Origin of the sequence: Allorhizobium sonneratiae, assembly GCF_023700755.1 — a bacterium.
In the GTDB taxonomy this organism is placed as follows: domain Bacteria; phylum Pseudomonadota; class Alphaproteobacteria; order Rhizobiales; family Rhizobiaceae; genus Allorhizobium; species Allorhizobium sonneratiae.
Map to the genome: position 1 here is coordinate 22,320 of NZ_JAMKOJ010000006.1, position 26,082 is coordinate 48,401.

22 protein-coding genes are annotated in these 26,082 nt (G+C 58.5%); 11 read left to right on the plus strand and 11 right to left on the minus strand.

All coding sequences use genetic code 11. From position 1 onward, the window contains the following. Positions 1–311: 311 nt before the first annotated feature. Entirely contained in the window at positions 312–1,046 is a 735-nt protein-coding gene (locus NAC44_RS12225; protein ID WP_420839934.1) for a FadR/GntR family transcriptional regulator, read from the minus strand. Positions 1,047–1,266: 220 nt separating this feature from the next. Between NAC44_RS12225 and kdgD the strand changes: the two genes are divergently transcribed. The 7 genes from kdgD to NAC44_RS12260 all read left to right on the plus strand — a co-directional run bounded on the left by kdgD (position 1,267) and on the right by NAC44_RS12260 (position 9,756). Further along, complete coding sequence (kdgD, locus tag NAC44_RS12230; RefSeq protein ID WP_250941125.1) at positions 1,267–2,178, plus strand: 5-dehydro-4-deoxyglucarate dehydratase; 912 nt, start codon at positions 1,267–1,269, stop codon at positions 2,176–2,178. Positions 2,179–2,222: 44 nt separating this feature from the next. Next, the gene (locus NAC44_RS12235) at positions 2,223–4,130 is read left to right on the plus strand and encodes an ABC transporter substrate-binding protein (protein ID WP_250941127.1); all 1,908 of its coding nucleotides are present in this window, start codon (positions 2,223–2,225) and stop codon (positions 4,128–4,130) included. A gap of 79 nt (positions 4,131–4,209) precedes the next feature. After that, positions 4,210–5,193, plus strand: a complete 984-nt coding sequence (locus NAC44_RS12240) for an ABC transporter permease (protein WP_250941129.1) — start codon at positions 4,210–4,212, stop codon at positions 5,191–5,193. Positions 5,194–5,273: 80 nt separating this feature from the next. After that, positions 5,274–6,344 (plus strand): ABC transporter permease, encoded by a 1,071-nt coding sequence (locus tag NAC44_RS12245; protein WP_250941477.1) that lies wholly within the window; start codon positions 5,274–5,276, stop codon positions 6,342–6,344. A gap of 10 nt (positions 6,345–6,354) precedes the next feature. Beyond that, positions 6,355–8,046 carry an ABC transporter ATP-binding protein gene (locus NAC44_RS12250; protein ID WP_250941130.1) on the plus strand — a complete coding sequence of 564 codons (1,692 nt, stop codon included), beginning with the start codon at positions 6,355–6,357 and terminating at the stop codon, positions 8,044–8,046. 10 nt (positions 8,047–8,056) lie between these two features. Next, the gene (locus NAC44_RS12255; protein WP_250941132.1) at positions 8,057–8,968 is read left to right on the plus strand and encodes an SMP-30/gluconolactonase/LRE family protein; all 912 of its coding nucleotides are present in this window, start codon (positions 8,057–8,059) and stop codon (positions 8,966–8,968) included. Further along, positions 8,953–9,756, plus strand: a complete 804-nt coding sequence (locus tag NAC44_RS12260; RefSeq protein ID WP_250941134.1) for an NAD-dependent epimerase/dehydratase family protein — start codon at positions 8,953–8,955, stop codon at positions 9,754–9,756. Before NAC44_RS12255 ends, NAC44_RS12260 begins: the two co-directional genes overlap by 16 nt. Here NAC44_RS12260 and NAC44_RS12265 read toward each other — a convergent pair. The 8 genes from NAC44_RS12265 to NAC44_RS12300 form a co-directional block, all read right to left on the minus strand. Beyond that, on the minus strand, positions 9,735–10,556 hold the full coding sequence (locus NAC44_RS12265; RefSeq protein ID WP_250941136.1) for a phosphodiesterase: 822 nt from the start codon (positions 10,554–10,556) through the stop codon (positions 9,735–9,737). The two genes, NAC44_RS12260 and NAC44_RS12265, sit on opposite strands and share 22 nt — an antisense overlap. Beyond that, complete coding sequence (locus NAC44_RS12270) at positions 10,553–11,617, minus strand: ABC transporter ATP-binding protein (RefSeq protein WP_250941138.1); 1,065 nt, start codon at positions 11,615–11,617, stop codon at positions 10,553–10,555. Before NAC44_RS12270 ends, NAC44_RS12265 begins: the two co-directional genes overlap by 4 nt. Beyond that, positions 11,614–12,417: an ABC transporter permease gene (locus tag NAC44_RS12275; RefSeq protein ID WP_250941140.1), complete on the minus strand. Its 804-nt coding sequence runs from the start codon at positions 12,415–12,417 to the stop codon at positions 11,614–11,616. The genes NAC44_RS12270 and NAC44_RS12275 overlap by 4 nt, the downstream gene beginning before the upstream one ends. 4 nt (positions 12,418–12,421) lie before the next feature. Further along, a complete protein-coding gene (locus tag NAC44_RS12280; protein ID WP_250941141.1) occupies positions 12,422–13,237 on the minus strand; it encodes an ABC transporter permease in 816 nt (271 codons plus the stop codon). Between the two features lie 153 nt (positions 13,238–13,390). Further along, positions 13,391–14,419, minus strand: coding sequence for an ABC transporter substrate-binding protein (locus NAC44_RS12285; RefSeq protein WP_250941142.1), 1,029 nt, complete (start codon positions 14,417–14,419; stop codon positions 13,391–13,393). 26 nt (positions 14,420–14,445) lie between these two features. Next, complete coding sequence (locus NAC44_RS12290) at positions 14,446–15,501, minus strand: substrate-binding domain-containing protein (protein ID WP_250941143.1); 1,056 nt, start codon at positions 15,499–15,501, stop codon at positions 14,446–14,448. A gap of 132 nt (positions 15,502–15,633) precedes the next feature. Continuing rightward, positions 15,634–17,052, minus strand: coding sequence for a vanillate/3-O-methylgallate O-demethylase (gene ligM, locus NAC44_RS12295; RefSeq protein ID WP_250941145.1), 1,419 nt, complete (start codon positions 17,050–17,052; stop codon positions 15,634–15,636). 95 nt (positions 17,053–17,147) lie between these two features. Beyond that, a complete protein-coding gene (locus tag NAC44_RS12300; protein WP_250941147.1) occupies positions 17,148–17,900 on the minus strand; it encodes a GntR family transcriptional regulator in 753 nt (250 codons plus the stop codon). Between the two features lie 138 nt (positions 17,901–18,038). Here NAC44_RS12300 and NAC44_RS12305 point away from each other — a divergent pair, with 138 nt between their 5' ends. After that, positions 18,039–18,938 carry a methylenetetrahydrofolate reductase gene (locus NAC44_RS12305; protein ID WP_250941149.1) on the plus strand — a complete coding sequence of 300 codons (900 nt, stop codon included), beginning with the start codon at positions 18,039–18,041 and terminating at the stop codon, positions 18,936–18,938. Here the strand turns inward: NAC44_RS12305 and NAC44_RS12310 are convergent. Continuing rightward, positions 18,923–19,843: a hydrogen peroxide-inducible genes activator gene (locus NAC44_RS12310; RefSeq protein ID WP_250941151.1), complete on the minus strand. Its 921-nt coding sequence runs from the start codon at positions 19,841–19,843 to the stop codon at positions 18,923–18,925. The two genes, NAC44_RS12305 and NAC44_RS12310, sit on opposite strands and share 16 nt — an antisense overlap. Before the next feature lie 94 nt (positions 19,844–19,937). Here NAC44_RS12310 and katG point away from each other — a divergent pair, with 94 nt between their 5' ends. Further along, on the plus strand, positions 19,938–22,157 hold the full coding sequence (katG, locus tag NAC44_RS12315) for a catalase/peroxidase HPI (protein ID WP_274706879.1): 2,220 nt from the start codon (positions 19,938–19,940) through the stop codon (positions 22,155–22,157). 535 nt (positions 22,158–22,692) lie between these two features. Here katG and NAC44_RS12320 read toward each other — a convergent pair. Next, positions 22,693–23,307, minus strand: coding sequence for a GNAT family N-acetyltransferase (locus tag NAC44_RS12320; protein ID WP_250941154.1), 615 nt, complete (start codon positions 23,305–23,307; stop codon positions 22,693–22,695). Between the two features lie 443 nt (positions 23,308–23,750). On the opposite strand from NAC44_RS12320, the gene NAC44_RS12325 reads away from it, so the two are divergent. Both NAC44_RS12325 and NAC44_RS12330 read left to right on the plus strand, forming a co-directional pair. Further along, positions 23,751–25,091, plus strand: a complete 1,341-nt coding sequence (locus NAC44_RS12325) for an extracellular solute-binding protein (protein ID WP_250941156.1) — start codon at positions 23,751–23,753, stop codon at positions 25,089–25,091. A gap of 63 nt (positions 25,092–25,154) precedes the next feature. Beyond that, a complete protein-coding gene (locus tag NAC44_RS12330; protein ID WP_250941158.1) occupies positions 25,155–26,048 on the plus strand; it encodes a carbohydrate ABC transporter permease in 894 nt (297 codons plus the stop codon). The last annotated feature ends 34 nt before the right edge of the window (positions 26,049–26,082 follow it).

Consider the following 26,082-nt stretch of genomic DNA (forward strand, 5'->3'; position numbering starts at 1 on the left):
ATCTGCAGGACAACACCAATTCTTAGCAAAACACAAAAAATATGCTTTGGCGCGCTTTGCAACAAGCACATCCGACCGATTCAAACCTACGAAAAGGAACCTGCATAAATTCTACAAACAAGTCAACTTTAGATTATGTATCTTTATTGTTACACCGCCGCAACATATTGCGGCTTATCAGCCTCAGCCAACATCCTCTCAGTCTTTGTTGGGCCTTGAATCAGTCATCGACGAACGAAAACTGAAGAACGCCGGTAGAAATCCGCACAGAACGCAGGACTGCACCCAAATTCATATGATGATATTCCGTCTCAGCTTCGCACCGATCGGGCAATGGCGCGATAGCGCTGCTGGGAATTTTCAATATGAAGCCGCATGGCCTTGCGCGCGGCCTCGGCATCCTGACCAGAAATAGCGTCAGCAATGCGCCCATGCTCCTCAACGACCTGGTTCAGATAGGTTTCGCTGCGCGAAGAGGCCAGATTGGGTAGCTTGGCGCGCGGAATAGCGCTGGCACCGAAACTTTGCATGGCGTCGATATAAAAACTGTTGTTGGTGGCGCGGGCAATCGCGAGATGAAAATCAAAATCAGCCCGGGTCGCTGCGGTCTTTTCCGCAACGAGATCGGCCATGACATCATGGGCATGACGAATTTCATAATCCTGTGCCGCATTTCGCCTCTGGGCGGCAAGGGCGGCGGCCTCACTTTCGAAGGCCACCCGAAACTCCAGCATTTCCAGCGTTTTCGGGATGGAGCGCTGCTCTTCCACACTGAGCCGCATGGCCTGTCCGGGTAGATCATCGGCAACGAAAACGCCCTTGCCCTGAAGCGCATGGACAAGGCCCGCCGCCCTCAACTCTGCAAGCGCCTCCCGAATGACGGTGCGGCTGACGCCAAAGCGTTCGATCAGTCCCGGCTCGGTCGGCAATTGCGCCCCGAGCGGCAATCGACCGCCGATGATATCGGCGCGCAACGCCTCAATCACGGTTTCAGCAAGGCGGGGTTTTCTCTGCCCCTCGCTTTTAATAGGGCCCTCGCTTTTCATCGGGCCCTCACCTTTAACCGGGCTCTTGTCCATTCAGCCTCTCTTTTCTCATCGACACACCAAGACCATCCGACTGCCGGAAGAGGCTGGACAGGATGATAAATTCATATTATGACTTCGACAAAATTCATGATACGACATTAAAGCTATCATCATAAAGCATCAGAATCGCTCGTCATTCAAGACCCGCACGGTGCGATTGCAACAGAAGGAGTAAGCAATGGATCCGCAAACCCTGAAATCGGCGCTCGGCTCCGGCTTGCTTTCCTTTCCAGTCACCCCCTTTGATGCCGAAGGGGCCTTCAAACCTGAGGCCTATCGTGCCCATATCGACTGGCTGTCGGGTTATGACGCCAAGGTTCTGTTTGCCGCCGGCGGCACGGGCGAAATGTTTTCGCTGACGCCCGAGGAAATCCCGCAAGTCGTCGCCCATGCCAAGGCCGCCTCCAATGGCGTGCCAATCGTTGGCGGTTGCGGCGGCGGCACGCATGTGGCCGTCGCGGTGGCCAAGGGGATCGAAAAGGCGGGCGGCGACGGCATACTGCTTTTACCGCCCTATCTGATGGAAGCGCCGCAGGAGGGGCTCTTTGCCCATGTGAAAGCGGTCTGCGACGCCGTCGATATCGGCGTCATCGTCTATAACCGCGACAACGCCATTCTCCAGACTAAGACGCTGCAAAGACTTGCCGATGCCTGCCCCAATCTGGTCGGCTTCAAGGACGGCACGGGCGAGCTTGGCCTGGTGCGGCGCATCACCGCGACGCTCAGCGACCGGCTGACCTATATCGGCGGCATGCCGACGGCGGAACTCTTTGCCGAGGCCTATCTGGGAGCGGGCTTTTCCACCTATTCCTCGGCGGTGTTCAATTTCGTGCCGCAACTGGCACAGGATTTCTACCGCGCGCTGTTAAGCGGCGAGCGTGGCGAATGCGAACGCATTCTCAAAAGCTTCTTCTTTCCCTTCATGGATCTGCGCAGCCGCCAGAAAGGCTATGCCGTCTCGGCCATCAAGGCGGGCGTGCGCCTTCAGGGTTTCGATGCCGGCCATATGCGCCCGCCGCTGACCGATCTGACGCAAGAAGAAGTCGTTATGCTGGAGGCGCTGATCGCACCCTGGCGGCGCAGACCATAAAGAAAACCGCCATCGGGCGGATTATCTATCGGGAGGAGACGATGATGCGATTGACCTTGCTGTGCAGCGCCGCACTGGCCTGCCTTGCAACCGTTCCGGCTGCGGCTGAAACCTATAAAGAAGCGCCGATGCTGGATGCGCTGGTGAAGGCCGGGAAGCTGCCGCCGGTCGAGGCAAGGCTGCCGCAGCAGCCGCTTGTCGAAACCATGGTCGAGCGCGTCGGCGTCTATGGCGGCGAACGCACCGGAGGCATGGTGGGCGGCAATGATCGCAACATGCTGGCGAAATTAACCGGTTACGAGCCGCTGATGGCCTGGGACCGGGAATGGAGCGGCAAGATCATTCCCAATGTCGCACTGGGCTATACGGCAAGTCCCGATGCCAGTAGCTTCACCTTCAACCTGCGCAAGGGGATGAAATGGTCGAACGGCATGGATTTCACCGCCGCCGACATCGCCTTCATGATCAATGACGTGCTGCCCGATGACAAGCTCTTTCCGGCCAAGCCGTCCTGGCTGCTGGTCGATGGCAAGCTGCCAAAGGCCACCATCGACAGCCCGACCAGCATCACCATCACCTTCGACGGTCCGAACGGGCTGTTCATCAAGAATGTCGCCGGGGTTTTCGGCACGCAGCTGACCCTGATGTCCAAGGACTATTGCAGCCGCTATATGCCGAAATTCAACCCGAAGGCCGTGGATCTCGCCAAGGCCGATGGCGCCTCCGGCTGGGTTGAGGAACTGACCAACAAATGCGGGCTGGAGATCGAGAACATCCAGCGCTGGCGCAATCCCGACATGCCGGTTCTCGGCCCCTGGAAAATCGTGCAGCCCTATGTTTCGGGCGCAAGCCAGGTCACCTTCACCCGCAATCCCTATTATTTCAAGGTCGATCCCAAGGGCCAGCAGCTTCCCTATCTCGATGGCGCCCGGCTGACCATCAATGCCGATGTGCAGACGGTGCTTCTGTCGGCTCTTGCCGGAAAGATCAATTATCAGGAGCGCCATATCGGCATCAATCAGTACCGCGCCGTGCTGACGGAGGGAGAACAAAAGGGCAATTATACGCTGGTCAACCGGGTTCCTGCCAATGCCTCCGACACCGCCTTCAGCTTCAACCTGACGCATAAGGACCCGGTGCTGCGCAAGATTTTCGACACGAAGGATTTCCGCATCGCCATGTCGGAAGCCATCGATCGCCCGTCGATCATCGATGCCGTCTATCTGGGCCTGACCAAGCCGAAACAGGTCGCACCCGGCGAAAACACCATTTACGCCAACAAGAGGCTGGCTGAACAATATACGAAATATGATGTGAAAGAGGCCAACAGGCTGCTCGATTCCATCGGCCTCGACAAACGCGACGCTCAGGGCTTTCGTCTGAGGCCGGACGGCAAGCGGCTGACCTTCACGGTGATTGCCCCGGCGGGTCTGACCGGTTATTCGGATGTCGCCGAACTTGTGGTGCGCTACTGGCAGCAGGTCGGCGTCGATGCCCGTTTCCAGTCGGTCGACCGCACGCGCTTTTATGACATCAAGAGCAACAACAATCAGGACGTCACCGTCTGGTCCGGCGAGGGCTATGGTGTCGATGCGTTGCTCGACCCGCGCTCCTATATGCCTTACTCACAGGAATCGAATTTCGCCATCGCCTGGGCCAACACCTATCTCGGCCTGCCGGGCGGCGAAGAACCGCCACCAGCCGTGAAGAAACAGTGGGCGCTTTACGCTGAGATCAAACAGACATCCGACAGCGACAAGCAGACGGCCCTGTTCAAACAGATCCTCGATATAGCCGCCGACCAGTTCTACGAGATCGGCATTTCCGACATGCCGCAGCAATTCGCCGTCAAGGCCAATGATCTGCACAATGTCATGGCTGTCGCGCCGACCTCATGGATCTATCCCAGCCCGGCGCCCTCCAACACCGAGCAGTGGTTCATTCAGAAATGAACAGCGACCCGATGGACGCCTGACTTGTGCTCTCGGGCAAGAGCAGTCGCCCCAACCCTGCGAACGGAAAGGATAAGCCATGGCTCGTTTTATTCTGATGCGCCTTGCCGGCATGATTCCGGCCATGGTCGCCATTTCCATCCTGTCTTTTGTGGTGATCCAGCTGCCGCCTGGCGATTTCGTCACGACGCTGGCCGCTCAGTCGGCAGAACAAGGCAACACCATGACCGAGGCGCAGATGCAGACGCTGCGCGAGCGTTACGGCATCGGTCAACCGGTCGTAAAGCAGTATTTCCACTGGATCGGCGGCGTGGTGCGGGGCGATTTCGGCTATTCCTTCGAGTGGAACCAGCCGGTCAGCGCGCTGGTGATGCAGCGCATGGGCATGACGGCGCTGGTGTCGCTGCTGACGCTCGTCTTCATCTGGGTGACTGCGCTGCCGATCGGCATTTATTCGGCGGTGCGGAAATATTCACCGGGCGATTACATTGTCACGCTGCTTGGCTTCATCGGCATGGCAACGCCGAATTTCCTGCTGGCGATCCTGATGATGTATATTGTCACCATCGGCTTCGGCCAGAGCGTGGGCGGTCTGTTTTCGCCGCCATTCGTCGATGCGCCCTGGTCTCTTGCCCGGATATGGGACTTTCTCAAACATGTCTGGATCCCGGTGCTGATCCTTGGTGCGGGCGGTACGGCAGCGCTGATCCGGGTCATGCGCGCCAACCTGCTCGATGAATTGCGCAAGCCCTATGTCGAAACCGCGCTTGCCAAAGGCCTGTCGAACCGCCGCGCCATTTTGCGCTATCCGGTGCGCCTTGCCATCAATCCCTTCATCTCCACGGTCGGCTGGGTGCTGCCCTCGCTGATTTCGGGCGAACTGATCGTTTCCACGGTGATGAATCTGCCGACGGCAGGACCGCTCCTGCTGCAGGCGCTGAAATCCCAGGACATGTATCTCGCCGGGGCCTTTCTGCTGCTGAACGGCGCGCTGGTGCTGATCGGCACCCTGCTTTCCGACATCCTGCTTGCCATTATCGACCCGAGGATCAGGCTCAGATGACATCCCCCCACACCGCGTCGATCACCCCGTCCGCTCCCGGACCGGAAAAGCTGCTCGACAACCAGACCGGCGGCGACCGCATGGTGGTTGCCTCGCAATGGGCGCTGATCTGGCATAAATTCCGCCGCCACCGGCTGGCCATGGCCGGGCTGACAGTCGTGCTTCTCATCTATACGGTGGCGCTGTTTGCCGAAATCATCGCTCCCAGCCTGCCGGGCACGTTCAAGCCGCAATATACCTTTGCCCCGCCGCAACCGATCAGCCTGTTTCACGACGGCCATTTCCTGCCGCATGTCGAAGGCTATAAAAGCGTGGTGGACATGAAATCCTACAGCCGCGTCTACAAGGTGGACGAGACGAAGATCATTCCCATCGGCCTTTTCGTGCGCGGTGAACCCTATTCCTTCTGGGGTCTGTTCGACAGCGATATCCACCTGATCGGTCCGCTGGAGAGTAACCAGCCCTTTTATCTTCTCGGCGCTGACCGGCTGGGCCGCGATCTTTTGACCCGGCTGATCTATGGCACACGCATTTCCATGTCGATCGGACTGATCGGCGTCGCCCTCAGCCTTGTGATCGGCATGGCGCTCGGCGGCATATCCGGCTATTTCGGCGGCGTCATCGACAGCGCCATTCAGCGGGTGATCGAATTTTTACGCTCCATTCCGACCATCCCGCTCTGGCTCGGTCTGGCCGCAGCCATGCCGAAAGACTGGTCCTCGCTCAAGGTCTATTTCGTCATTCTCGTCATCCTGTCGCTGATCGGCTGGACGGAAATGGCGCGTGTGGTGCGCGGACGGTTTTTATCGCTGCGCACGGAAGATTTCGTCATTGCCGCAAGGCTCGATGGCGTCAGCGAATTCAGGGTCATCGCCCGGCACATGATGCCCTCCTTTACCAGCCATATCATCGCTGCGGCGACCCTTGCCATTCCCAATATGATTCTGGCCGAAACCTCGCTGTCCTTTCTCGGTCTTGGCCTGCAACCGCCCATCGTCAGCTGGGGCGTGCTGTTGCAGGATGCGCAAAATCTGAGAGCGCTGACGCAGGCGCCCTGGCTGCTGGCCCCCGGTGTCGCCGTGATCGTTGCGGTTCTGGCGCTCAATTTTCTCGGTGACGGCCTGCGTGATGCAGCCGACCCCTATGCGTGAAGGACAAACCATGGACGCCCCCCAGAAACCCTTGCTCGAGGTGAGCCATCTCAGCGTTGAATTTCCGGTCCACAAACAGGTGATCGCGGCGGTCAAGGATGTCTCCTTCAGCGTCTATCCCGGCGAAACCCTCTGCGTTCTGGGCGAAAGCGGCTCAGGCAAGAGCGTGACGGCACGCGCCATCCTGAAACTTCTGGCGGAACCGGGAAAAATCACTTCCGGCAGGATCCTGCTTGCCGGAGAAAACGGCAGGCCCGAGATCGACATCACCGCCGCCGGCAACCGTCAGATGCAGGCGCTGCGTGGCAGCCGGATCGCCATGATCTTTCAGGAGCCGATGACTTCGCTATCGCCGGTGCACAAGATCGGCGACCAGATTGTCGAAGCCATTCTCCTGCACGAAAACCTCGATCCTGCCGCAGCACGCAAGCGCACCATCGACCTGTTGCGTCAGGTGCGCATTCCCGATCCCGAACAGGCCATCGACCGCTATCCGTTCGAATATTCCGGCGGCATGCGCCAGCGCGCGATGATCGCCATGGCGCTCTCGTGCAATCCGCATCTGTTGATCGCGGATGAGCCGACGACGGCGCTCGATGTCACCACCCAGGCGGAAATCCTTGATCTCATCGTCACGCTGCAACGTGAGCGGGGTATGGCCGTGCTCTTCATCACCCATGATATCGGCGTCGTCGCCGAAATCGCCGATAGGGTCATGGTGATGTATCGCGGCGAAAAGGTGGAGGAAGGCCCGGTCGAACAGGTGCTGCGCCGTCCTGCCGCTCCCTATACAGCCGCGCTGCTCGGTGCGGTGATGAAGCTTGAAACACCCCTGCCGCGCCGCAGCCTGCCGCAAGAGACACCAGCCCTTGTCGAGATCGACAGTCTTGGGCTGACCTTCGGCGGCAAGAGCCTGTGGGGCGGCAGGAAAAGCTTCGGCGTCAAGGCCATCGACGGTATCGATCTCACGCTCAAAACCGGCGAGACCCTGGGCATTGTCGGAGAAAGCGGCTCCGGCAAGACGACGCTCGGGCGGGCGCTCCTGAAGATCCATGACCCGACACAAGGCCAGATCCGCTATCGCTCCGGCCAGCAAGGTCTTGTGGACATTGCGAGCGCCTCCCGCAAAACCATGCGCGGCCTCTATGCGGATATGCGCATGGTGTTTCAGGACCCGCATTCCTCGCTCAATCCACGGCTGACCGTGTTCGAAACCATTGCCGAACCCTTGCGAATGCTCAATCTCAGCGCAGACGAGATGCGCAGGAAAGTCCATTATCTGCTCGACCGGGTCGGTCTGCCTGCCAATGCGGCCAATCGTTATCCGCATGCCTTTTCCGGCGGCCAGCGACAGCGCATCGCCATTGCCCGCGCCATTGCGCCCAATCCACGGCTGATCGTTGCCGATGAGCCGACCTCGGCGCTGGATGTGTCGCTGCGCCATCAGGTGCTTGATCTTCTGGCGGAAGTGCGTGCTGAATTCGGCATCAGCTTCATCTTCATCAGCCACGACATGACGGTTATCCGCTATTTCTGCGACCGTGTGGCGGTGATGCAGAAAGGCCGGGTGGTCGAAATCGGCGAGGTCGATCAGATTTGCCTGAACCCGCAACATCCCTATACTCAAAGCCTGATCGCCTCCGTGCCGCAACCCGACCTGTCCAGACGCCGCAAACCTCTGACCGGCGCGCTCAATCCCTGATGGCTCCGTCATGAAACGCTTTGACGCCGAACCGCTTGCCTGCCCGAAAGCGGGTGTTGCCGAAAGCCCCGTCTGGTTTGCCGACAGGCTGTGGTACTGCGATATCGAGGCGGGCGCGCTTATGCGCTTCGATCCCGCAACCGGCGCACACGATAGCTGGCAGATCGACGGCAAACTTGGAGCCTTTGCCCCCGTCGCAGGACAGGATACCCGCGAGGATCACCTCCGGCTGATGGCCGGCACGGAGCGCGGTTTTGAGCTGTTGACACTGTCGCAATCGGGTCTTGCACGGGATCTTGTCGCCTCGCCCTTCGCGCCCGGCCCCGGTATCCGCTTCAATGACGGCATTGCCGATCCGAAAGGCCGCTATTGGTCCGGCACGATCGAACGTGACCGCAAGGGGCTCGGACGACTATATCTACTGGATCACGGCGAAGCCCGTCAGGTGATGGAGGGCTTCAAAACCTTGAACGGGCTCGCCTTCAGCGCCGATGGCAGACGGCTTTATGTCTCCGACAGTTTTCCAGGTATTGCCCGGGTCTGGACAATGCGGCTCGACGATGAGGGCATGCCCCTCGAAGAGCGTCAGCCCTTTCTCGATCTTTCCGCCTATGGCGGCAGGCCGGATGGTGCCGCGCTCGATGCGGATGGCTGTTACTGGATCGCCGCCTCCGACAGCGGCCGTATCCTGCGCTTCGATCCGCATGGCAGGCTGGATGCGGAAATCCGCGTACCGACCCGCAATCCCACCAATATCACCTTCGGCGGCAGTGATCTGAAAACCGCCTATCTCACCAGCCTCAATCCGCAGGAGGGGGGCGATGCGCTTGCCGGATCGGTCTTCGCCGTCTCCCTGCCCTATCAGGGCCGCCCGGCAGACCTTTACAGCAACGACAGGAAAAACCCATGGCCCGCCTACTGATCACCGGCGCTGCCGGCAATATCGGCACCATGATTGCGCCAAAACTTCAGGCGCTCGGCCATGAGCTGGTGTTGAGCGACCGGCTGGACGATGCCGAAAAGGGCATTGTCGCTGCCGATCTTGGCGATTATCCCGCTATTGCCCGCGTGATGGCGGGGGTGGATGGTGTGGTCCATCTTGGCGGCATGGCCACGGAAGCCCCATTCGAGACAGTGCTCAACGCCAATATCCGTGGCACCTATCACGTCTTCGAGGCGGCACGGCAACTGGGCGTCAGGCGCATCGTGCTGGCCAGTTCCTATCATGCCGTCGGCATGTATCCCACCGGAGCGCCGGTGGACGAGACCTCGCCGCTGAGGCCCGACAGTTTCTACGGCCTGTCGAAAGCCTATGGCGAAATGCTCGCCCGCACCTATCACGACAAATGCGGCATCCAGTCGCTGTCGATCCGCATCGGCTCCTGTTTCGAGACGGTGCGCAGTTTCCGGATGCTGACCACCTGGATCAGCGCCCGCGACCTGACATCGATGATCGACCGCGCGTTTAGCGTCGATCATCTCGGCTGCCTGATGCTGTACGGCGTCTCGAACAATGCGCGCGGCGTGATGCAGAGTGCCGATGCCGAAAAACTCGGCTGGCAGGCTGAAGACCGCTCCGAAGACGCACCTATGGCGGAAAACCGGGAAAGTGACGTCATCGGTCCGCTGCTGGGCGGCCCTTTCGCGGAAAAGGACCTGCCGTCTGTCACCGATACCCCGCTCACCGATCAATCGGGGAAAAACGGATAGGGTCCCGGATAATCGCCAACCGGTAATTGCTCCGTCACGATGGCGCTATACTCCGCCGTCGGCTGATAATGATGCAGCAACATCCCGCCCGGCTCCAGCATCAGATCCGGCCGTCCATCCGGTCTGTGGTCCAGCGCCACGGCATGGGACGGCGAAGGGGCGATGAACACCGCATGGCCGGCCTGAACGGTGGCAATCATCCGGTGCACATGGCCGCAGGCAAGCCGCACCTCGCCCTTTGCCTGCGCCAAAACGGCAAACAGCGCATCGCCGTTTTTCAGGTTCTGCCGGTCCATATGGCCGATGCGGGTGATGAAAGGCGGATGATGCAGCGCAATCAGCACCGGTCGGTCATCCAGTCCGTTGAGAACCTTTTCCAGCCAGGCAAGCGTCTCATCGGTCAAGAGCCCGTAAGGCTCCCCCTCCACCAGCGTATCGAGACCGATGACATGCAGATGTTCAAAGGTCCGGTGCCAGTTGATCGGCCCGTCTTGCGGCATGAAATCCTCATCGGCAAAGGCGGCACGCATCGCCTCACGGCGGTCGTGATTGCCCGGCACCGCCAGGATCGGCATTGTCAAAGCGGAGGTGATGGCGCGAAAGCGACGATATTCCTGCGGGCTGCCGAAATCGGTCAGATCGCCGGAGACGATCACGACATCGACCGGTCCGATGCGCTCCAGTGCGGCATTGATGGTGATGACCGCCTTTTCCAGTGCTGCGGCGGTATCCACCACGCCATAGGCAAGGCTGCCCTCTTCAACGATATGGGTGTCGGAAAGCTGAAGAATACTTGTCATGCTTTGTCTGTCTCGCAAGGGAGGAGGAGAATGTCGGAAGGATGAATGGTGAGATCGACCTCGCGGCCAATGCCGGGCGTTTCGCTGCCGGAGACCTTCACCATCAGCGGCGTCTCGGTGACCCCATCTATCGTGACCAGCGAATGGGCGCCCTGAAATATGACCGAAACGACCTTGCCTTTAAGGCGAGCATCCGCGGCTGGGCTTAAGCGGATATGTTCGGGCCGGACAAAAACGGCCTCGTCGGGTTTCAAGCCGCGCGGCAGAGGCAAAAGCCCGCCTTTCAGGCGCAGAGCCTCTCCCTCGACCTGTCCCTCAAGGCGGTTGGCACCCCCGAGAAATTCCGCGACAAAGCCGGTTTGCGGGCGACGATAAAGATTTTCCGGACTGTCGATCTGCAGAATACGGCCCTGCCGCATGACGGCGACGCGGTCGGCAATGGCCAGTGCCTCGGCCTGATCATGGGTGACGAAAATCGCCGTCATGGCAAATTGCCTGAGAAGCGTGGCCAGTTCGTTGCGCAACTGATCGCGCAGTGCCGCATCCAGCGCCGAGAGCGGCTCATCCAGCAAAAGTACCCGCGGTTGGGGGGCCACGGCACGCGCCAGCGCCACGCGCTGCCGCTGGCCGCCGGACAGCGCCGAGATCGACCGTTCGGCATAGGGCTGAAGCCGGCATAGATCGAGCAATTGCTCGATACGACTTTCCGCCTCGGCTTTGGGCACATGCTGCACCTTCAACCCATAGGCAATGTTCTGCCGGACCGACATGTTGGGAAACAGCGCATAAGACTGGAACACCATGCCGACAGAGCGTTTTTCAATCGGCACCGCCGTGACATCGTCCTCGCCAAAGAGGATTTTCGCGCCCGGATCCGCCGTTTCCAACCCGGCAATGATGCGCAGCAGGGTCGTTTTGCCGCAACCGGAAGGGCCAAGCAGCGCCATGATCTCGCCTGGCGCGACAGACAGGCTTGTCGGCTCCAGCGCACGGTTGCCATGAGCAAATGTCTTGGCGCAGGAGACAAGATGAACGGGGGTTCCGTTTCGCTTAAATATCATCGCACAGCCTTTGCATATCGGTTGGCACGCGCCGTTACCCACTGCAGCAGGCTTAAGAGTGGCACGATCATCAGGAAGAAAATCAGGGTATAGGCCGAGGCGATCTCAAGGCGCATCGAGGCATAGCTGTCGGCAAGGCCCACCGGCAGGGTTTTCATATAGGGCGTATGCAGCATCCAGGTGAGGTTGAACTCACCAATCGACAGCGTCACCACCGTCAGCGCACCGGCAAGAATACCCGGCACGGCATTGGGAACGGCAATATCGAAAAACCTGCGCCATGCACCCGCGCCGAGCGTGCCCGCCGCCTCTTCCATGCCCTTGAGATCGATGATCGATAAAACGGCCATGACCGAGCGGATCATGAAGGGCAAGGTATAGACCACATGACCGGTGAGAATAAACAGCCAGGAATTGCGAAACTCGCGAAAGCCGCCATAAAGCTGCAACAGCGCCAGCGCAATCGCCAGTCCCGGCACGGCCAATGGCAGGGAGACAAATTCCTCGATGATCCGCGCGCCCCAGCCCTTCCAGCGCACCAGCGCATAGGCTGCCGGAACGCCGATCACCAGCGTCACGATGAGGCAGGCAAACGCCAGCCAGAGCGACAGCCAGATGCTGGACTGATAAAGCCCCCAGACCTCGATCAGCCATTTCAGCGTGACCCCGGAGGCGAGGCCATGAAAATAATCCACGGTCACTCCGGCCGCAATGGATTGAAGCGCCGGAACCACCATGAAGGCTGCGGTCAGCAATGTCACAAGCCATTGCAGATAATAGGATATTCCACGTCTTTTCATGATTTTACCCCGCCGCGACCATGGGGCCGCTGGCAAAATGGCGCGCCACCAGCAACGATACCCATGTCACACTCCCCAGCATCACGGAGAGTGCTGCGGCCATGGCAATATTGGCCGACAGCGTGAATTCCGTATAGATCACCATGGGCAGCACATCGATATCGGTTGCGAGCGTGAAAGCCGTGCCGAAGGCGCCCATGGCGGTGGCAAAGACCACGGCGCCGGACGCGATCAGGGCAGGCATCAACGCCGGCAGCAGAATGTCAAAAGCGATGCGAAGGCTGGAGGCACCCAGCGAGCGGGCCGCCTCTTCCAGATGCGGATCGATCTTTTCCGCCGCCGCCATGATCGTCAGGATCACCCGCGGGATGGAGAAATAGAGATAGCCGAGAAACAGCCCGAAAGAGGAATAGGCAAAAACCAGCCGCATGCCGGTCAGCTCGCGGGAGATATCGTTCATCAGCCCTTGGCGACCGCCAAGCAGGATGATCAGAAAGCCGACCACCACGCCGGGAAAGGCCAGCGGAAAGGTCATCAGCGAAATCAGGGCATTGCGGCCAAAGAAATCGTGACGCGCCAGAAACAGGCCAGCCGTCGTGGCAATGGCCAGCGCCGCAAAGGTCACGGCAGCGGAAATCACAAACGTATTCCACAACGTGTTGAGATAGCGCGGATTGGTCAGAACGGCGCGATAGATGGCAAAGCCATCCGGGCCGGAAACCGAGGACGCAAACAGCCGGACCAGCGGCAACGCCAGAAAGGCGAGGCTGAAAGCGGCCAGCGGCACAAGCCAGATAAAAAGAGAGCGATTTCTCGTCATCAAAACCATCGGGGAGAGGAATGTCACAAGAGGCTCCGTCAGATCATCTGTCTGACGGAGCCGGCGGTGTACCTGTTTTCAAACGGTGGTGGCCGGTGCGTGATCCGCCAAGGGAGGGCATCCCTCACACCGGCAAGACCCATCCCGCAAAAATCAGTGAACTTCGGCCAGATAGCGCTCACTGAACGCTTTTTCGACCTTTTCCATCCGGGCATAGTCTTCCGGCTTGACGCGGGCATAGTCGCTGTCCGGCAGGAAGCGGGCCTTGACATCTTCCGGCAGTTTCACCGGGCGGGCAGGCTTCAGATAGGCCTTGGCCCAGATGGTCTGGCCTTCATCCGACAGGATGAAATCAAGCGCCTTTTTCGCCGCGTCCGGATGCGGATCATGGGCAACAAGGCTCATGACATAGGGCACAGACAGCGAACCCTCGCAGGGAATGACGAAAACAAAATCGCCCTTTTCTGTATATTTCGCCCGATAGGCGTTGAAATCATAATCGAAAAGGATCGGAATTTCTCCGGAAACGACGCGGGCGTAAGAGGTCTGCTTCGGCACGATGGCGCCGTTGGCCTTCAACTTCTTGAAATAGTCGATGGCCGGAGTGAAATTATCGAGATTACCGCCAAGCGCGCGGTTGACGGCAACGGCACCGGCATAACCGACAAAGGCGCTCGACGGATCGAGATAACCGACAAGGCCGTTATATTCCGGCTTCAGGAGATCGGACCAGCAGGCCGGAACCGGCGTCTTGCCAAGGGCTGCCTTGTTGATGAACAGGCCAAGCGTACCGTAATGCACGGTGAACCAGCGACCTTCCGGGTCCTTGAGACCGGCAGGAATATCCTCGAACCCCTTGGGCTTATAGGCTTGTACCACACCGTCAGCCGCAGCCTTGATGCCAAAGGTCACGCCCATATAGGCAAAATCGGCCACGGGAGAGGCTTTCTCGGCAATAAGCTGGGCCAGCGCCTGACCTGAATTCTTGTTGTCTTCCGGAATGTCGATGCCGAGCTTGTCGTGAATGGTTTTCAGCATCGTGCCCCAATCGGCCCATTGCGGCGGGCAATTGTAGCACACAGCCTTCTGGTCTTCGGCATGGGCCGGAGAGAATGTCACGGGACTTAAGGCAAAGGCCAGCATTGCACTTGCGGCAACCACCGCTGATAGATTAAGTTTCATGAGGTCTGCTTCCTGATCCTGATGGGTTAGGGTTGGACGGGCCGGTGGCTGAGTGGCAGCTCATCCACCGGCGGTTTGACATCTCCAAGGCTTGCCCCCGGACGATAGTCGAAAGAGAGGAATTGACCGGCCGAGGCTGTCGGCCCTTTGTTATCGAGCGCGGCAATCACCGTTCTGGCGGCCAGAACGCCCATTTCGACATTAGGGGTAACGATGGTCGCAAGCGTCGGATCGACAAGTTCGCCGATATCGATCCCGTCAAAGCCGATCACGGCAATATCGTCCGGCACGCGGCGATCCAGTTTGCGCAGCGCCTTGATCACCGCCAGCGCCAGAAGATCATTGGAGGCGAAAATAGCCGTCACACCAGGGTTTTCGACCAGAAAGCTCTGAAGCTGTGGCAATATCTCACCGGCATCACCATCAAGCTCCAGCAGATGCGGCGGCTTGCGACCGCTCGCGGTCATGATCGAGCGGAACCCTTCAAAACGCAAGCGCGCCCGCTCCGACATGCCAAAGCGCAGAGCAACGAAGCCCGCTTCATGATGACCGGCCTCGATGAGCAGTTTCCCGGCCATGGCGGCGGCAGCGATATTGTCCACCCCCACGCTTGGCCGGTCGCCCGACGGCTGATTGAACATAAGACAGTAGGGAATGGATTGCCGCTCCAGATAGTCCAGCGCCCGGCTGTTGTCCGGATTGGCCACTGTCAGCACGATGCCGTCCACCTGCTTGGCGACAAAGGTGCGCACCGCTTCGATTTCGCTTGCCTCGTCATAATTCACGCAGGCCAGCAGCATCTGATAACCGGCCTCGGCAGCAGCCTGCTGTAGTCCTTCAATGGCCATGGCGAACACCTCGTTGCGAAGCGACGGCACCAGCACGGCAAGCGAGCGTGAACGACGGCTTTGCAGCGACCGGCCAAGCTCATTGAATTCAAACCCAAGCTCAGCCGCAGCCGCCAGCACTTTTTCCCGCGTCTCAGGGCTTGCTGAACCCGACTGATTGAGGACGCGACTGACCGTGGCCACGCCACAGCCCGCCCTTTCCGCCACATCCCTGATTGTCACCCGATCCGGCATGGAGAATCCCCCTTTGGAAACGTTTCCATATTGCCATTTTTCCATAACAGGCGTGTGACAGACGGGTCACGAAACGAAAAAACCCGACGCTTTCACGCCGGGCTTCAGAGTTATCACGACACGTAACGGGGATTACTTCCCCTTGGTACGCCAGCTTTCGGCATAGTTTTCACGGGCTTCGCGGGCATAGGGGGTGGGCGAGATGCGCACGCGGATTTTCGCCTGCTTATGCGGCTTTTCCGTCGAGGTCTTGCCGCTGCCGCCATCCGGCTCGCCCCAGATCAGGGTCAGCACATCGCCTTCCTTGACATCGGCATCAACGATGCCAAGCGACAGAACGCAACGCTCATTATAGGAATAACCGGCAAACATGGAGAGGCCGACCGTTTTACCATCATCATTGACGATCATGTCGGCGCTGGTGGAGGCATAATTCAGAACCGGGAAATCGATCCACTTATAGCTCTCTTCTCCCGGACGGAAAGCAGAGGCGATGACATCCACCACGTCCTCGGCATTCCACTCGAAGGTCACTTTCTTGCGATTCGTCTGGCCCTTCATCGTTTCAAGCGCGGCCTTGCCGATGAAATCCGGCTTTTTCCAACCGATATAGAAGTCATAGCCCAGTTCGAAGGGATTGACGTAGTAATCCTCGATATTGCCCGAAACGAAACTGCCGCCGATCGAGCCATTGGCCTCGTAGCTGTCGGCGCCCAGCCAGTCGCGATAGGCCGCCAGCATGCCGTCGCCGGTGTAGATGCCCGGCAGCGGCGAGGGAATCCAGCCGGATTCGACCGTATTGGTGGAATAGGCACGGCTGCCGCAGCGCACCAGATCGACTCCTGCCTTTTGCGCCGCCTCCAGAATGCAGGAGAGAATGTAGTTCTTGTCCTCGTAAGGACCCCAGATTTCCAGTCCCGGCGCACCCGACATGCCATGGCGCAGGGCCTGCACCTTTTTCGAGCCGACATTGATCCAATCGACATGGAAGAACTTGATCTCGGGGATCGGGCTGCCATTCATCGCTTCAAAGATCTTCGGCGCATCCGGTCCCTGGATCTGATAGCGGTAATGGGTGCGCAAGACACGCTCGCCCTCGGGCCGCGACGGCGAGCGCGGATCATGCCGGATGCGCACATTCCACTGTCCGTAAGCGGCGCAGAACATCAGCCAGTTCGAGGTCGGGGCACGACCGACGAGGATGAATTTATCCTGCCGCTCGCGAAAAATGATGTGGTCACCGATCACATGGCCGTTCGGCGTGACGGGCACGAAATGCTTGGCGCGGTTCAAACCGAAATTGGCAAAAGAATTGATGCCGTGATGGCTGAGAAACGCTTCCGCCTGCGGCCCTTCGACGATCAGTTCGTCCATATGATGCGACTGATCGAACAGCACGGCGGATTTGCGCCAGGCTTCCTGTTCGGCGCGCCAGTTGTTGAATTCCGGCGCCACCACCGGGTATACATACATGCCGATTTTGGAATTGCGCAACCGCCCGACAATATCGGGATTTTCACGCATGATGTCGCTGAGACTGGTGTTTGCCATTTTCCTTCCTCCAAGGCTTGTACAGGCGATGTATACATGAATGCCCATCACGCCCGCGATTGCAAGCCTGTTTTTTGATGAAGGATCGGTCGACCTTATCGCTCGACCAACGCAAGACCCGGAATTTTATCGATGAGATCGGGCTTTACATGGAAAAGATAATCGACATTGGCCCTGGCGATCCGGGCATGCTCGCGCGCCAGCGCCTCGGCGCGCGCACCTTCGCGGGCAAGGACCGCCTCGACAAGACCATGATGCTGCTCCTGAGCCCGGCGCAGCGAACGGCTGAAGGCGAGAATGCCGATGCCGGAGGGCAGAAAGGCCGATGGCGAGGCAAAGGGCAAGGCCACGGCGCGCTCCACCTCACGACGAATCACCTCACTGCCACAAGCCTGCGCCAGATGCTGATGAAACGCCTCATTGCCTTGCGCATAACGATCGAAATCGACATCATCCAGACCCGGACCGAAACATCCGTCCAGTTCATCCACAGTCCGACGCAGCGCATCGGACATATCCTGCGTCACGCCACGTTCGGCGGCAAGCCGGGCGGCAACGCCCTCCATCACACCTCTGAGTTCAATGGCATCGACCACATCGCGATAACCGAAACGGCGCACAACAAAGCCTCCATTCGGCAGGCGCTCCAGCAATCCCTCCTCTGCCAGACGCGACAGCGCCTCGCGCACCGGCGTGCGAGACATATAAAGCTTTTCAGTCAAGGAGACCTCGAAGAGCCGGCTGCCACCTGGAAATTCACCCTTGACGATCATTTCACGCAGCAAGACCACAGCCCGCCGACCATGGGTCGTCCCTTCCACCATTTGCATCGGCCCCGCCTCATCCATGATGTATTCTTCTGAATTTGAATGTCAGAATATACGCCAGAGCGGAGTGGCTTTCCAAGGCAATTTTGGCCTGACAAGAACGATCTTGCGCAGCTTAACGTTCAAGATGTATACATAAACCAGGAAGAGGAGTGCGCCATGGCCTTCATGAACTTCGAGGATGATACCGCCAGTCTGCCGCGTGATAGCGGTCGCGCCAATCTTCATAGCGGCTGGTCGATTGAGGTCATGCCACGCACGGCGGCAAAAATTTCCGATTTCAAGCCGATCCTGCCGGAAAAAACGCGCATCTATATCGCCCATATCGGAGGAACACCGATCGATGACATGGTGGAGACGGCGAGACGTCTGAGACAAGACGGCTTTGCCGTCATGCCACATCTACCCGCCCGCGCCATTGCCGACCGAACCATGCTGGAGCTCTGGCTTAACCGGTATCGCAGCGAAGCCGATGTGACCGAGGCCCTGCTGCTGGGCGGCGGCGATTCCCGCCCCGCCGGAGATTTCGATAGCAGTATTCAGATGATCGAAACCGGGTTCTTCGATCGTTTCGGTTTCAAACGACTGCACGTGGCCGGCCACCCGGAAGGCAGCCGTGATATAGACAAGGACGGCTCAACCCGTAATGTTGATCAGTCTCTGCTATGGAAAACCGGTTTTGCCAGCCGAACCGATGCCGCCATGGCCATCGTCACCCAATTTGCCTTCGATGCGCAGCCGGTGATCGACTGGAGCGAGCGCATCCGCGATCTCGGCGTGACCTTGCCCATCCATGTCGGGCTGGCTGGCCCGGCCAAATTGAAGACCTTGTTGCAATATGCCGTCACCTGCGGGGTTGGCCCCTCACTCAAGGTGTTGCAGAAACGGGCGCTCGATGTCACACGCCTGCTTTCGCCCTACGAGCCAACCGAGGTTGCCGATCACCTCATGGCCTACAAGAACAGCCATCCCGACAGCCTGATCAGCCAGTTTCATCTTTTTCCGCTAGGCGGCATCGTTGCCGCTGTCGAATGGGCGCGCCGTCAGGCCGCTATTTGAGCAGCAGCCGCGCGCGCCTTTTCTGCCGAACTGCGCACCACGGCGGCGATCTCTTCCAACTGCCGGGCAAAAGGGGTGTTTCTGCGCCACACCATGCCAATCGTGCGCGAAGGCTGCGGTTCCTCGAAACGGGCAATCGAGACATCGGCCAGCCGCGTTTCCACTGAAACGGCGATCTCGGGAATAAGCGTCAGGCCAATTCCGGCCGCCACCATCTGCACAAGCGTTGACAAAGAGCTGCCATCCAGAAGCTCCCGTGGCCTGACCGCCTCCATGTTGCAGAAGGATAAGGCCTGTTCGCGAAAGCAATGCCCCTCCTCCAGCAGCAAAAGCCGCATCTCCTTGAGCTTGTCTGGATGAGGAACAGGTTTCACCCTGTCCTCCTGTGGCCGCACCAGCAGGAAATTTTCTTCCATAAGCGGCATTTCTACCAGAGACGGCTCCGAAACCGGCAAGGCGACAATGGCGGTCTCCAGCCGTCCATCCATCAATTCATGCAGCAGTTTGGAGGTGACGGATTCGCGCAGATGCAGCTCCAGTCCGGCATGGGTCCGGTTCAGGCTGGCGATCATCATCGGCAGAACATAAGGCGCAATCGTCGGAATGATACCGATCCTCAGCCTCCCGACCAGCGTTTGCCGCGACGCCCGCGCCAGATCGGCCAGATCGTCGACCGACCTTAAAATATCGCGAGCCCGGCGGGCAAATTCCTCGCCGAAAGGGCTGAGCCGCACCTGGCGCATACCACGCTCAAGCAACTCGACCCCCAGCGCCTCCTCCAGTTCCTTGATCTGCACCGAAAGCGCCGGTTGCGAGATTGAACAGTCTTCCGCCGCCCGTCCGAAATGGTTGAGCCTCGCTAGCGCCTCAAAATAACGCAATTGTCGCAAAGTCAGGTTTATCATAACCTTTTCCTATCGAAACGATCAGTTATTCCAAATTACACTAATCGTGAGACTTTGGTAGGAAGAAGAAGAACCTATTCCACAGGAGGGAAAAATGGACGTGACCAAATCGACTGCCGCCGGAAAATGTCCGGTGGTTCATGGCGCGACAAACATGTCGATGCGCTCCAACCGCGACTGGTGGCCCAATCAGCTCAACCTGAAAATTCTGCATCAGAATTCTGCCCTGTCCAACCCCTTCAATACCGGCTTCAACTATGCCGAGGCTTTCAAGACACTCGATCTTGCTGCCGTGAAGCGGGATCTTTATGCTCTGATGACAGACAGCCAGGAATGGTGGCCCGCCGATTACGGCCATTATGGTCCCTTCTTCATCCGCATGGCCTGGCACAGCGCCGGCACCTATCGTACCGGCGACGGCCGTGGGGGGGCAACCTCCGGCACCCAGCGTTTTGCCCCGCTCAACAGCTGGCCGGACAATGTCAGCCTCGACAAGGCACGTCGTCTGTTGTGGCCAATCAAGCAGAAATACGGCAATGCGCTGTCCTGGGCCGATCTTCTGATCCTGACGGGCAATTGCGCGCTGGAATCCATGGGTTTCAAGACCTTTGGCTTCGGCGGCGGTCGTCCCGATGTGTGGGAGCCGGAAGAGGACATCTACTGGGGCTCCGAAACCGAGTGGCTCGCCACCAGCGACAAGGCCAACAGCCGCTACAGCGGCGATCGTAATCTTGAAAACCCGCTGGCTGCCGTGCAGATGGGTCTTATCTACGTCAATCCGGAAGGCCCGGACGGCAAGCCCGACCCGATTGCTTCCGGCCGCGACATTCGCGATACGTTTGGCCGCATGGCGATGAATGACGAGGAAACCGTGGCGCTGGTTGCCGGCGGCCACACCTTCGGCAAGACCCATGGTGCCGGCGATGCCGCCCATGTCGGCCCCGATCCGGAAGCAGCAGGCCTTGCCGACCAGGGCCTGGGCTGGGTCAGCACATTTGGCAAGGGCCATGGGCGCGACACGATCAGCAGCGGCCTTGAAGGCGCCTGGACACCGACACCGACCAAATGGGATATGAGCTATTTCGACGTGCTGTTCGGCTATGAGTGGGAGCTTGGCAAGAGCCCGGCAGGTGCATGGCAGTGGCATGCGAAAAACCTGGCTGAAAAGGACATGGCGCCGGATGTCGAAGACCCGACAAAGCGTGTGCCGATCATGATGTCCACCGCCGATATGGCGATGCGCATGGACCCGGCCTATGAGAAGATTTCCCGCCGGTTCCATCAGAACCCCGAGGAATTTGCCGACGCCTTTGCCCGCGCCTGGTTCAAGCTGACCCACCGCGACATGGGGCCGAAAGTGCTCTATCTCGGCCCGGAAGTGCCGAAAGAAGACCTGATCTGGCAGGACCCGGTTCCCGCCGTCGACCATCCGTTGATCGACAAGACCGATATCGCCACTCTCAAGGCGAAAATCCTTGCCTCCGGCCTGACCCAGCAGGAACTGGTGCAGACGGCCTGGGCTTCGGCCTCGACCTTCCGCGGTTCCGACAAGCGCGGCGGCGCCAATGGTGCACGTATTCGCCTTGCCCCGCAAAAGGACTGGGAAGCCAATCAGCCAGCCCAGCTTGCCAAGGTTCTGACCAAGCTTGAAACCATTCAGGCAGAATTCAATGCGCAGGCACAGGGTGGCAAGAAGGTTTCTCTCGCCGATCTCATCGTGCTGGGCGGCTCGGCTGCCGTTGAACTGGCAGCAAAACAGGCCGGTCACGAGATCGAGGTTCCGTTTGCGCCGGGCCGCACCGATGCCAGCGCCGAGCAGACGGATGCTGAGTCCTTTGCCGTGCTGGAACCGGTTGCCGATGGCTTCCGCAACTACCAGAAGACCGAGTTTACCATCTCCTCGGAAGAACTCCTGATCGACAAGGCTCAGCTTCTGACCCTGACGGCACCGGAAATGACCGTTCTGGTCGGCGGTCTGCGCGTCATCGGCGGCAATTACGGTGGAACGCAGCATGGTGTCTTCACCAAGAAACCGGGCGCTTTGAGCAATGACTTCTTTGTCAACCTGCTCGACATGGCCACGGTCTGGAAGCCGGTCAATGCACAGGAAAGCCTGTTTGAAGGCCGCGACCGCAAGACGGGCGAGGTCAAGTGGACCGGCACCCGCGTCGACCTGGTCTTCGGGTCCAACTCGCAGCTTCGCGCGCTTGCCGAAGTCTATGCGCAGTCGGACAATCAAAAGAAATTCGTGGAGGATTTCGTCTCCGCCTGGACGAAAGTCATGAATGCGGATCGCTTTGATCTGAAAGCCTGATCTTCACGAACTCATATCATGCCGCATCTCTGCCTCTCATCCCACAAGCAAAGTGGCATGATATGATCTGGAAACCTGCCCGGCCCCTCACGAGTCGGGCAGGTTTTTTTGTCGCAACGTGGCATGGCCGTCCCGGATACGCAGCCCCCTTGCCATCATTTTGTTCCACAAGCGTGACTCCGGATTAATTTGTTCAGCACCTTGACAAATAGGCTGCCCTGTTTGTACCGTTAGACATCGTTGACCGATATGAACGGAAATCGCGATGGTCATCAGAGGGGAAAAACGGCATTGGCTCGACGCTGGGAAAGGTCTTTCTGGCTTCACAGGCACGAATAGAGTTTTGGCGGAAAGAGCAGAAACCGGCTTTGCCGAAAAAACCTATGAAGACAAGGTCAATTCAGCGCCATTCGACGCCGATACCAGCCTGACAGACGACCCTGTTTGCCCAAACGAAGGGGCACATGTCGATGGTGCCGACCATCGACATGGATCCGAAAAAACTCTTCACGCCGCGAACACAAGCCGGGCAGCATCAGCCGTTCAATTTCATGGCGAAAATCACATTGCCATCGCGGCTCAGATCCTCAAATCCGATATGGCGATAAAAACCCTTGGCGCGTTCATTCAGAGGGTGAACGCCAAGGTGAACACCGGCCACACCATGGCTTTTCAAGGCGTTCAATTCAGCCTCAATCATTTTGCGGCCCCAGCCGGAAGACTGCGCCTCTTCGACAATATTGATATGAAGGTGAGCCGGATAGTCCTTGAGCAGCCAGCCTTTCGTTCTTTCCGGCGCATGAATGCGCGCAAGTGCCATTTCATCCAGCGGTCGGCTCGGCGCAATTGTCTTGAGCTCCTCGCGCACATAAGGCCACCATTCGGCATCGAGCCGGTCGAGGAAGGCTCCCGTATCCGGAGCGCCGATGACATAGCCGACGGCCTTGTCGCCATCGGCAAGAATGAAGGCAAAATCCGGCTCGAACTGTCCATAGGGTGCCGCCCAGATAAACCCCGGCAGGCGAGCATCGCTGAACAACGCCGTTGCGTCTTTTCCACCATCCGCCGTTCTCAGGCAGATATCGAACAAAGCCGGCATATCCGCCTCAGCCAGCGGACGAAGAAAGAGTCTGGAAGAGAAATGGCTCATCTGATGGGTCCTTATCGCGCGGATGGTAAGAGCAAGTCTGGCAGGTTTTCATCCTTGTACCGGTCGCAAAACCTATGGCACGCCGGGAAAGATCAAATCGGGAAACCTCTGAATCAATAAGTTGACTACAATAAAAAGGGAGGATGTAAAATATGAAAAACCAAAAATTCGAGAAAAAAACTGGAATAAAATTCCAATTGAAATAAACTCCGGACAAGATTTTCGATATAATCCATAAAAATACTCATGGATAAATCTATATCGAATATAATTGGACAAAAGTGAGAATTTTTCATTTAGATTTTGCCTTTTCTTGCAAGATAAAGAAGGCAAAATTAGGAAAATTTCTGCGGCAAAACTGTCAGTGAATACAGACGCCCCGTCCAAAGGTTCGGATGTGAAAGAGAACAACAAGAACGGGTTAACTTCAGAAGGGTCAGACCATGCTTACCAATTTCCTGATGCGCAAGACATCGTCCTTGCGGGCAAAAGCAAACGTTTCGACAGCGCTGGCCGTGGTGGCTTTCGCGGCACTTTCCCAGGCAGCCTCCGCCGCTGATCTGCCGGTCTGGGACGATTACACCTATGAGGGCCAGAGCGCCGTCATGCAGACGCTGAACAAGAATTTCGAGGCCGCCCATCCGGGCGTGACCATCAAGCGCACCCAGCGCACCTTCGACGACATGGCGCTGACGCTGAAGCTGGCCGTTTCCGCCGGTGACGGCCCGATGGTGACCAAGGTCAATCAGGGCGCGGGCGACATGGGCCTGATGGTCAAGGAACATCTGCTGGAGCCGGTCGATCCCTATATTGCCAAATATGGCTGGGACAAGCGCCAGTCCGACAGCATTCTGGCCCGCGACCGCTGGTCGGACAAGGGCGATTTCGGCACCGGCAAGACCTATGGCATTTCCGGCTTGGGCGAAATGGTCGGCCTGTTTTACAATGAGAAACTGCTTAAAGACGCAGGCGTTTCCCTGCCGCTCAAGAATTTCGATGATTTTCTCGCTGCCCTCGATAAGCTGAAGGCCAAGGGCATCACGCCAATCACCATGGGCACGTCGAAACAGCATCTGGCGCTGCATCTGATTGCGGCCATCGCCCAGGCGCATATCGATGCCAAGGACCGCAAATCGCTGGACGACCTGATCTATGGCCGCGGCGGCAGCTGGAAAACACCGGGCAATCTCGAAACCGCAAAACTGGTGCAGCATTGGGCCAAGGATGGTTATTTCACGCCCGGCTATCAGGGCATTTCCGGCGATGACGCCGTGCAGCTCTTCATTGCCGGACAGTCTGCCTTCCTCGTTTCAGGCACCTGGTATTTCGGCGACGTCAAGACCAATCCCGATATCCATTTCATGGCTATCCCCGCCCCGAAGGGCGTCAAGGACCCGCTGACGGTCGGCGGCGTCGATCTCGCCTGGGCGATTACCTCGCTCGCCAAGGATCAGGCCTCTAAGGATCTGGCCGGTCAGTATATCGATTACATGGTCTCGCCGGAAGCCGCCGTGGAATGGGCAAAGGCAGGCTATCTGCCGTCCACGGCGCTGCCCGCCAATGCCGATATCAAGCTGCCGCAGTTGCTCTCCGAAGGCATTGCCATGTGGAAGACCCTCAATGCAGAAAATGCCATCGGTCATTATCCTGACTGGGCAAGCCCCACCATGCTGAAGACCTTCGATGACAATACGCCGAAACTTATGGCCAATGACGAGACGCCAGAAGCGTTCGTTGCTGCGCTCGACAAGGATTATTCCGCCTATCTGGCCAGCAAGAAATAACGGCTTTCCACTGCCTTTTATACGCGGCCGCATTCCTGCGGCCGCAGCCTTCGGGGAAAATCCATGAAAATCTCAGTCCTCGATGCGCCTGTCCGCAAGAACCTGATCTTCGTTCTGCCGGGGCTCATCCTGTATGGCGCTTTCGTTCTGGGGCCGATCGTAGCGGCCGTCGTGATCAGCTTCACCCGCTGGAACGGTCTCAGCCTGCCAAGCTTCGTCGGCTTCGGCAATTATATCGAGCTGTTCAGCGACAGCCGCTTCTTCACAGCGCTGAAAAACAATGCCGTGCTGATGCTGTTTTATTGCCTGGCACCGCTTGCTCTCGGCATCGTGTTGGCCGCCATCATCCGCTCGATCAAGACACGCGAGCAACTGGCACTGCGCACGCTTCTGTTCATGCCCTATATCATGCCGTCCGCCGTGCTCGGCATTATCTGGCAATGGCTCTATAATCCGGCCTTCGGCCCGATCAATCAGGGCCTGAAGATCATCGGCCTCGGCGCGATCGCACTGCCCTGGCTCGGCGATTTCACCTTTGCGCTTCCGGCGGTCGGTGCGGTTGCCGCCTGGTATTATTTCGGCTTCTGCATGGTGATTTTCCTCACCGGCCTGCAACGGATCGATCCGTCGCTGTTCGAGGCCGCCCGCGTCGATGGCGCAAGCCCCTTCACCATCTTCCGGCGCATCACGCTGCCGCTGCTTTTGCCGGAGATCCGTGTGGTGCTGCTGTTGACCATCATCGCCTCGATCAAGAGCTTCGATCTGGTCTTCACCATGACCCGCGGCGGGCCTGCCAATGCCACGCTGGTTCCCAATATCTACATGTATGAGCTTGGCTTCCATCTGAACCGCTATGGCTATGCGGCGGCTGTCGCCATTATCGGCGCCATCATCATCTTCATCGTCAATTACGCCGTCCATCGCTTCGTGCGGCCACAAACCGAAGGAGCCAGATGATGGCGCAATCTTCCTCCCGCACGCTGCAAACCGT

Bases quoted from the DNA above. Each gene is read 5' to 3' on its own strand.
- NAC44_RS12225 (WP_420839934.1), bottom strand. From the start codon at position 1,046: ATGAAAAGCGAGGGCCCTATTAAAAGCGAGGGGCAGAGAAAACCCCGC.
- kdgD (WP_250941125.1), top strand. From the start codon at position 1,267: ATGGATCCGCAAACCCTGAAATCGGCGCTCGGCTCCGGCTTGCTTTCC.
- NAC44_RS12235 (WP_250941127.1), top strand. From the start codon at position 2,223: ATGCGATTGACCTTGCTGTGCAGCGCCGCACTGGCCTGCCTTGCAACC.
- NAC44_RS12240 (WP_250941129.1), top strand. From the start codon at position 4,210: ATGGCTCGTTTTATTCTGATGCGCCTTGCCGGCATGATTCCGGCCATG.
- NAC44_RS12245 (WP_250941477.1), top strand. From the start codon at position 5,274: ATGGTGGTTGCCTCGCAATGGGCGCTGATCTGGCATAAATTCCGCCGC.
- NAC44_RS12250 (WP_250941130.1), top strand. From the start codon at position 6,355: ATGGACGCCCCCCAGAAACCCTTGCTCGAGGTGAGCCATCTCAGCGTT.
- NAC44_RS12255 (WP_250941132.1), top strand. From the start codon at position 8,057: ATGAAACGCTTTGACGCCGAACCGCTTGCCTGCCCGAAAGCGGGTGTT.
- NAC44_RS12260 (WP_250941134.1), top strand. From the start codon at position 8,953: ATGGCCCGCCTACTGATCACCGGCGCTGCCGGCAATATCGGCACCATG.
- NAC44_RS12265 (WP_250941136.1), bottom strand. From the start codon at position 10,556: ATGACAAGTATTCTTCAGCTTTCCGACACCCATATCGTTGAAGAGGGC.
- NAC44_RS12270 (WP_250941138.1), bottom strand. From the start codon at position 11,617: ATGATATTTAAGCGAAACGGAACCCCCGTTCATCTTGTCTCCTGCGCC.
- NAC44_RS12275 (WP_250941140.1), bottom strand. From the start codon at position 12,417: ATGAAAAGACGTGGAATATCCTATTATCTGCAATGGCTTGTGACATTG.
- NAC44_RS12280 (WP_250941141.1), bottom strand. From the start codon at position 13,237: ATGACGAGAAATCGCTCTCTTTTTATCTGGCTTGTGCCGCTGGCCGCT.
- NAC44_RS12285 (WP_250941142.1), bottom strand. From the start codon at position 14,419: ATGAAACTTAATCTATCAGCGGTGGTTGCCGCAAGTGCAATGCTGGCC.
- NAC44_RS12290 (WP_250941143.1), bottom strand. From the start codon at position 15,501: ATGCCGGATCGGGTGACAATCAGGGATGTGGCGGAAAGGGCGGGCTGT.
- ligM (WP_250941145.1), bottom strand. From the start codon at position 17,052: ATGGCAAACACCAGTCTCAGCGACATCATGCGTGAAAATCCCGATATT.
- NAC44_RS12300 (WP_250941147.1), bottom strand. From the start codon at position 17,900: ATGGATGAGGCGGGGCCGATGCAAATGGTGGAAGGGACGACCCATGGT.
- NAC44_RS12305 (WP_250941149.1), top strand. From the start codon at position 18,039: ATGGCCTTCATGAACTTCGAGGATGATACCGCCAGTCTGCCGCGTGAT.
- NAC44_RS12310 (WP_250941151.1), bottom strand. From the start codon at position 19,843: ATGATAAACCTGACTTTGCGACAATTGCGTTATTTTGAGGCGCTAGCG.
- katG (WP_274706879.1), top strand. From the start codon at position 19,938: ATGGACGTGACCAAATCGACTGCCGCCGGAAAATGTCCGGTGGTTCAT.
- NAC44_RS12320 (WP_250941154.1), bottom strand. From the start codon at position 23,307: ATGAGCCATTTCTCTTCCAGACTCTTTCTTCGTCCGCTGGCTGAGGCG.
- NAC44_RS12325 (WP_250941156.1), top strand. From the start codon at position 23,751: ATGCTTACCAATTTCCTGATGCGCAAGACATCGTCCTTGCGGGCAAAA.
- NAC44_RS12330 (WP_250941158.1), top strand. From the start codon at position 25,155: ATGAAAATCTCAGTCCTCGATGCGCCTGTCCGCAAGAACCTGATCTTC.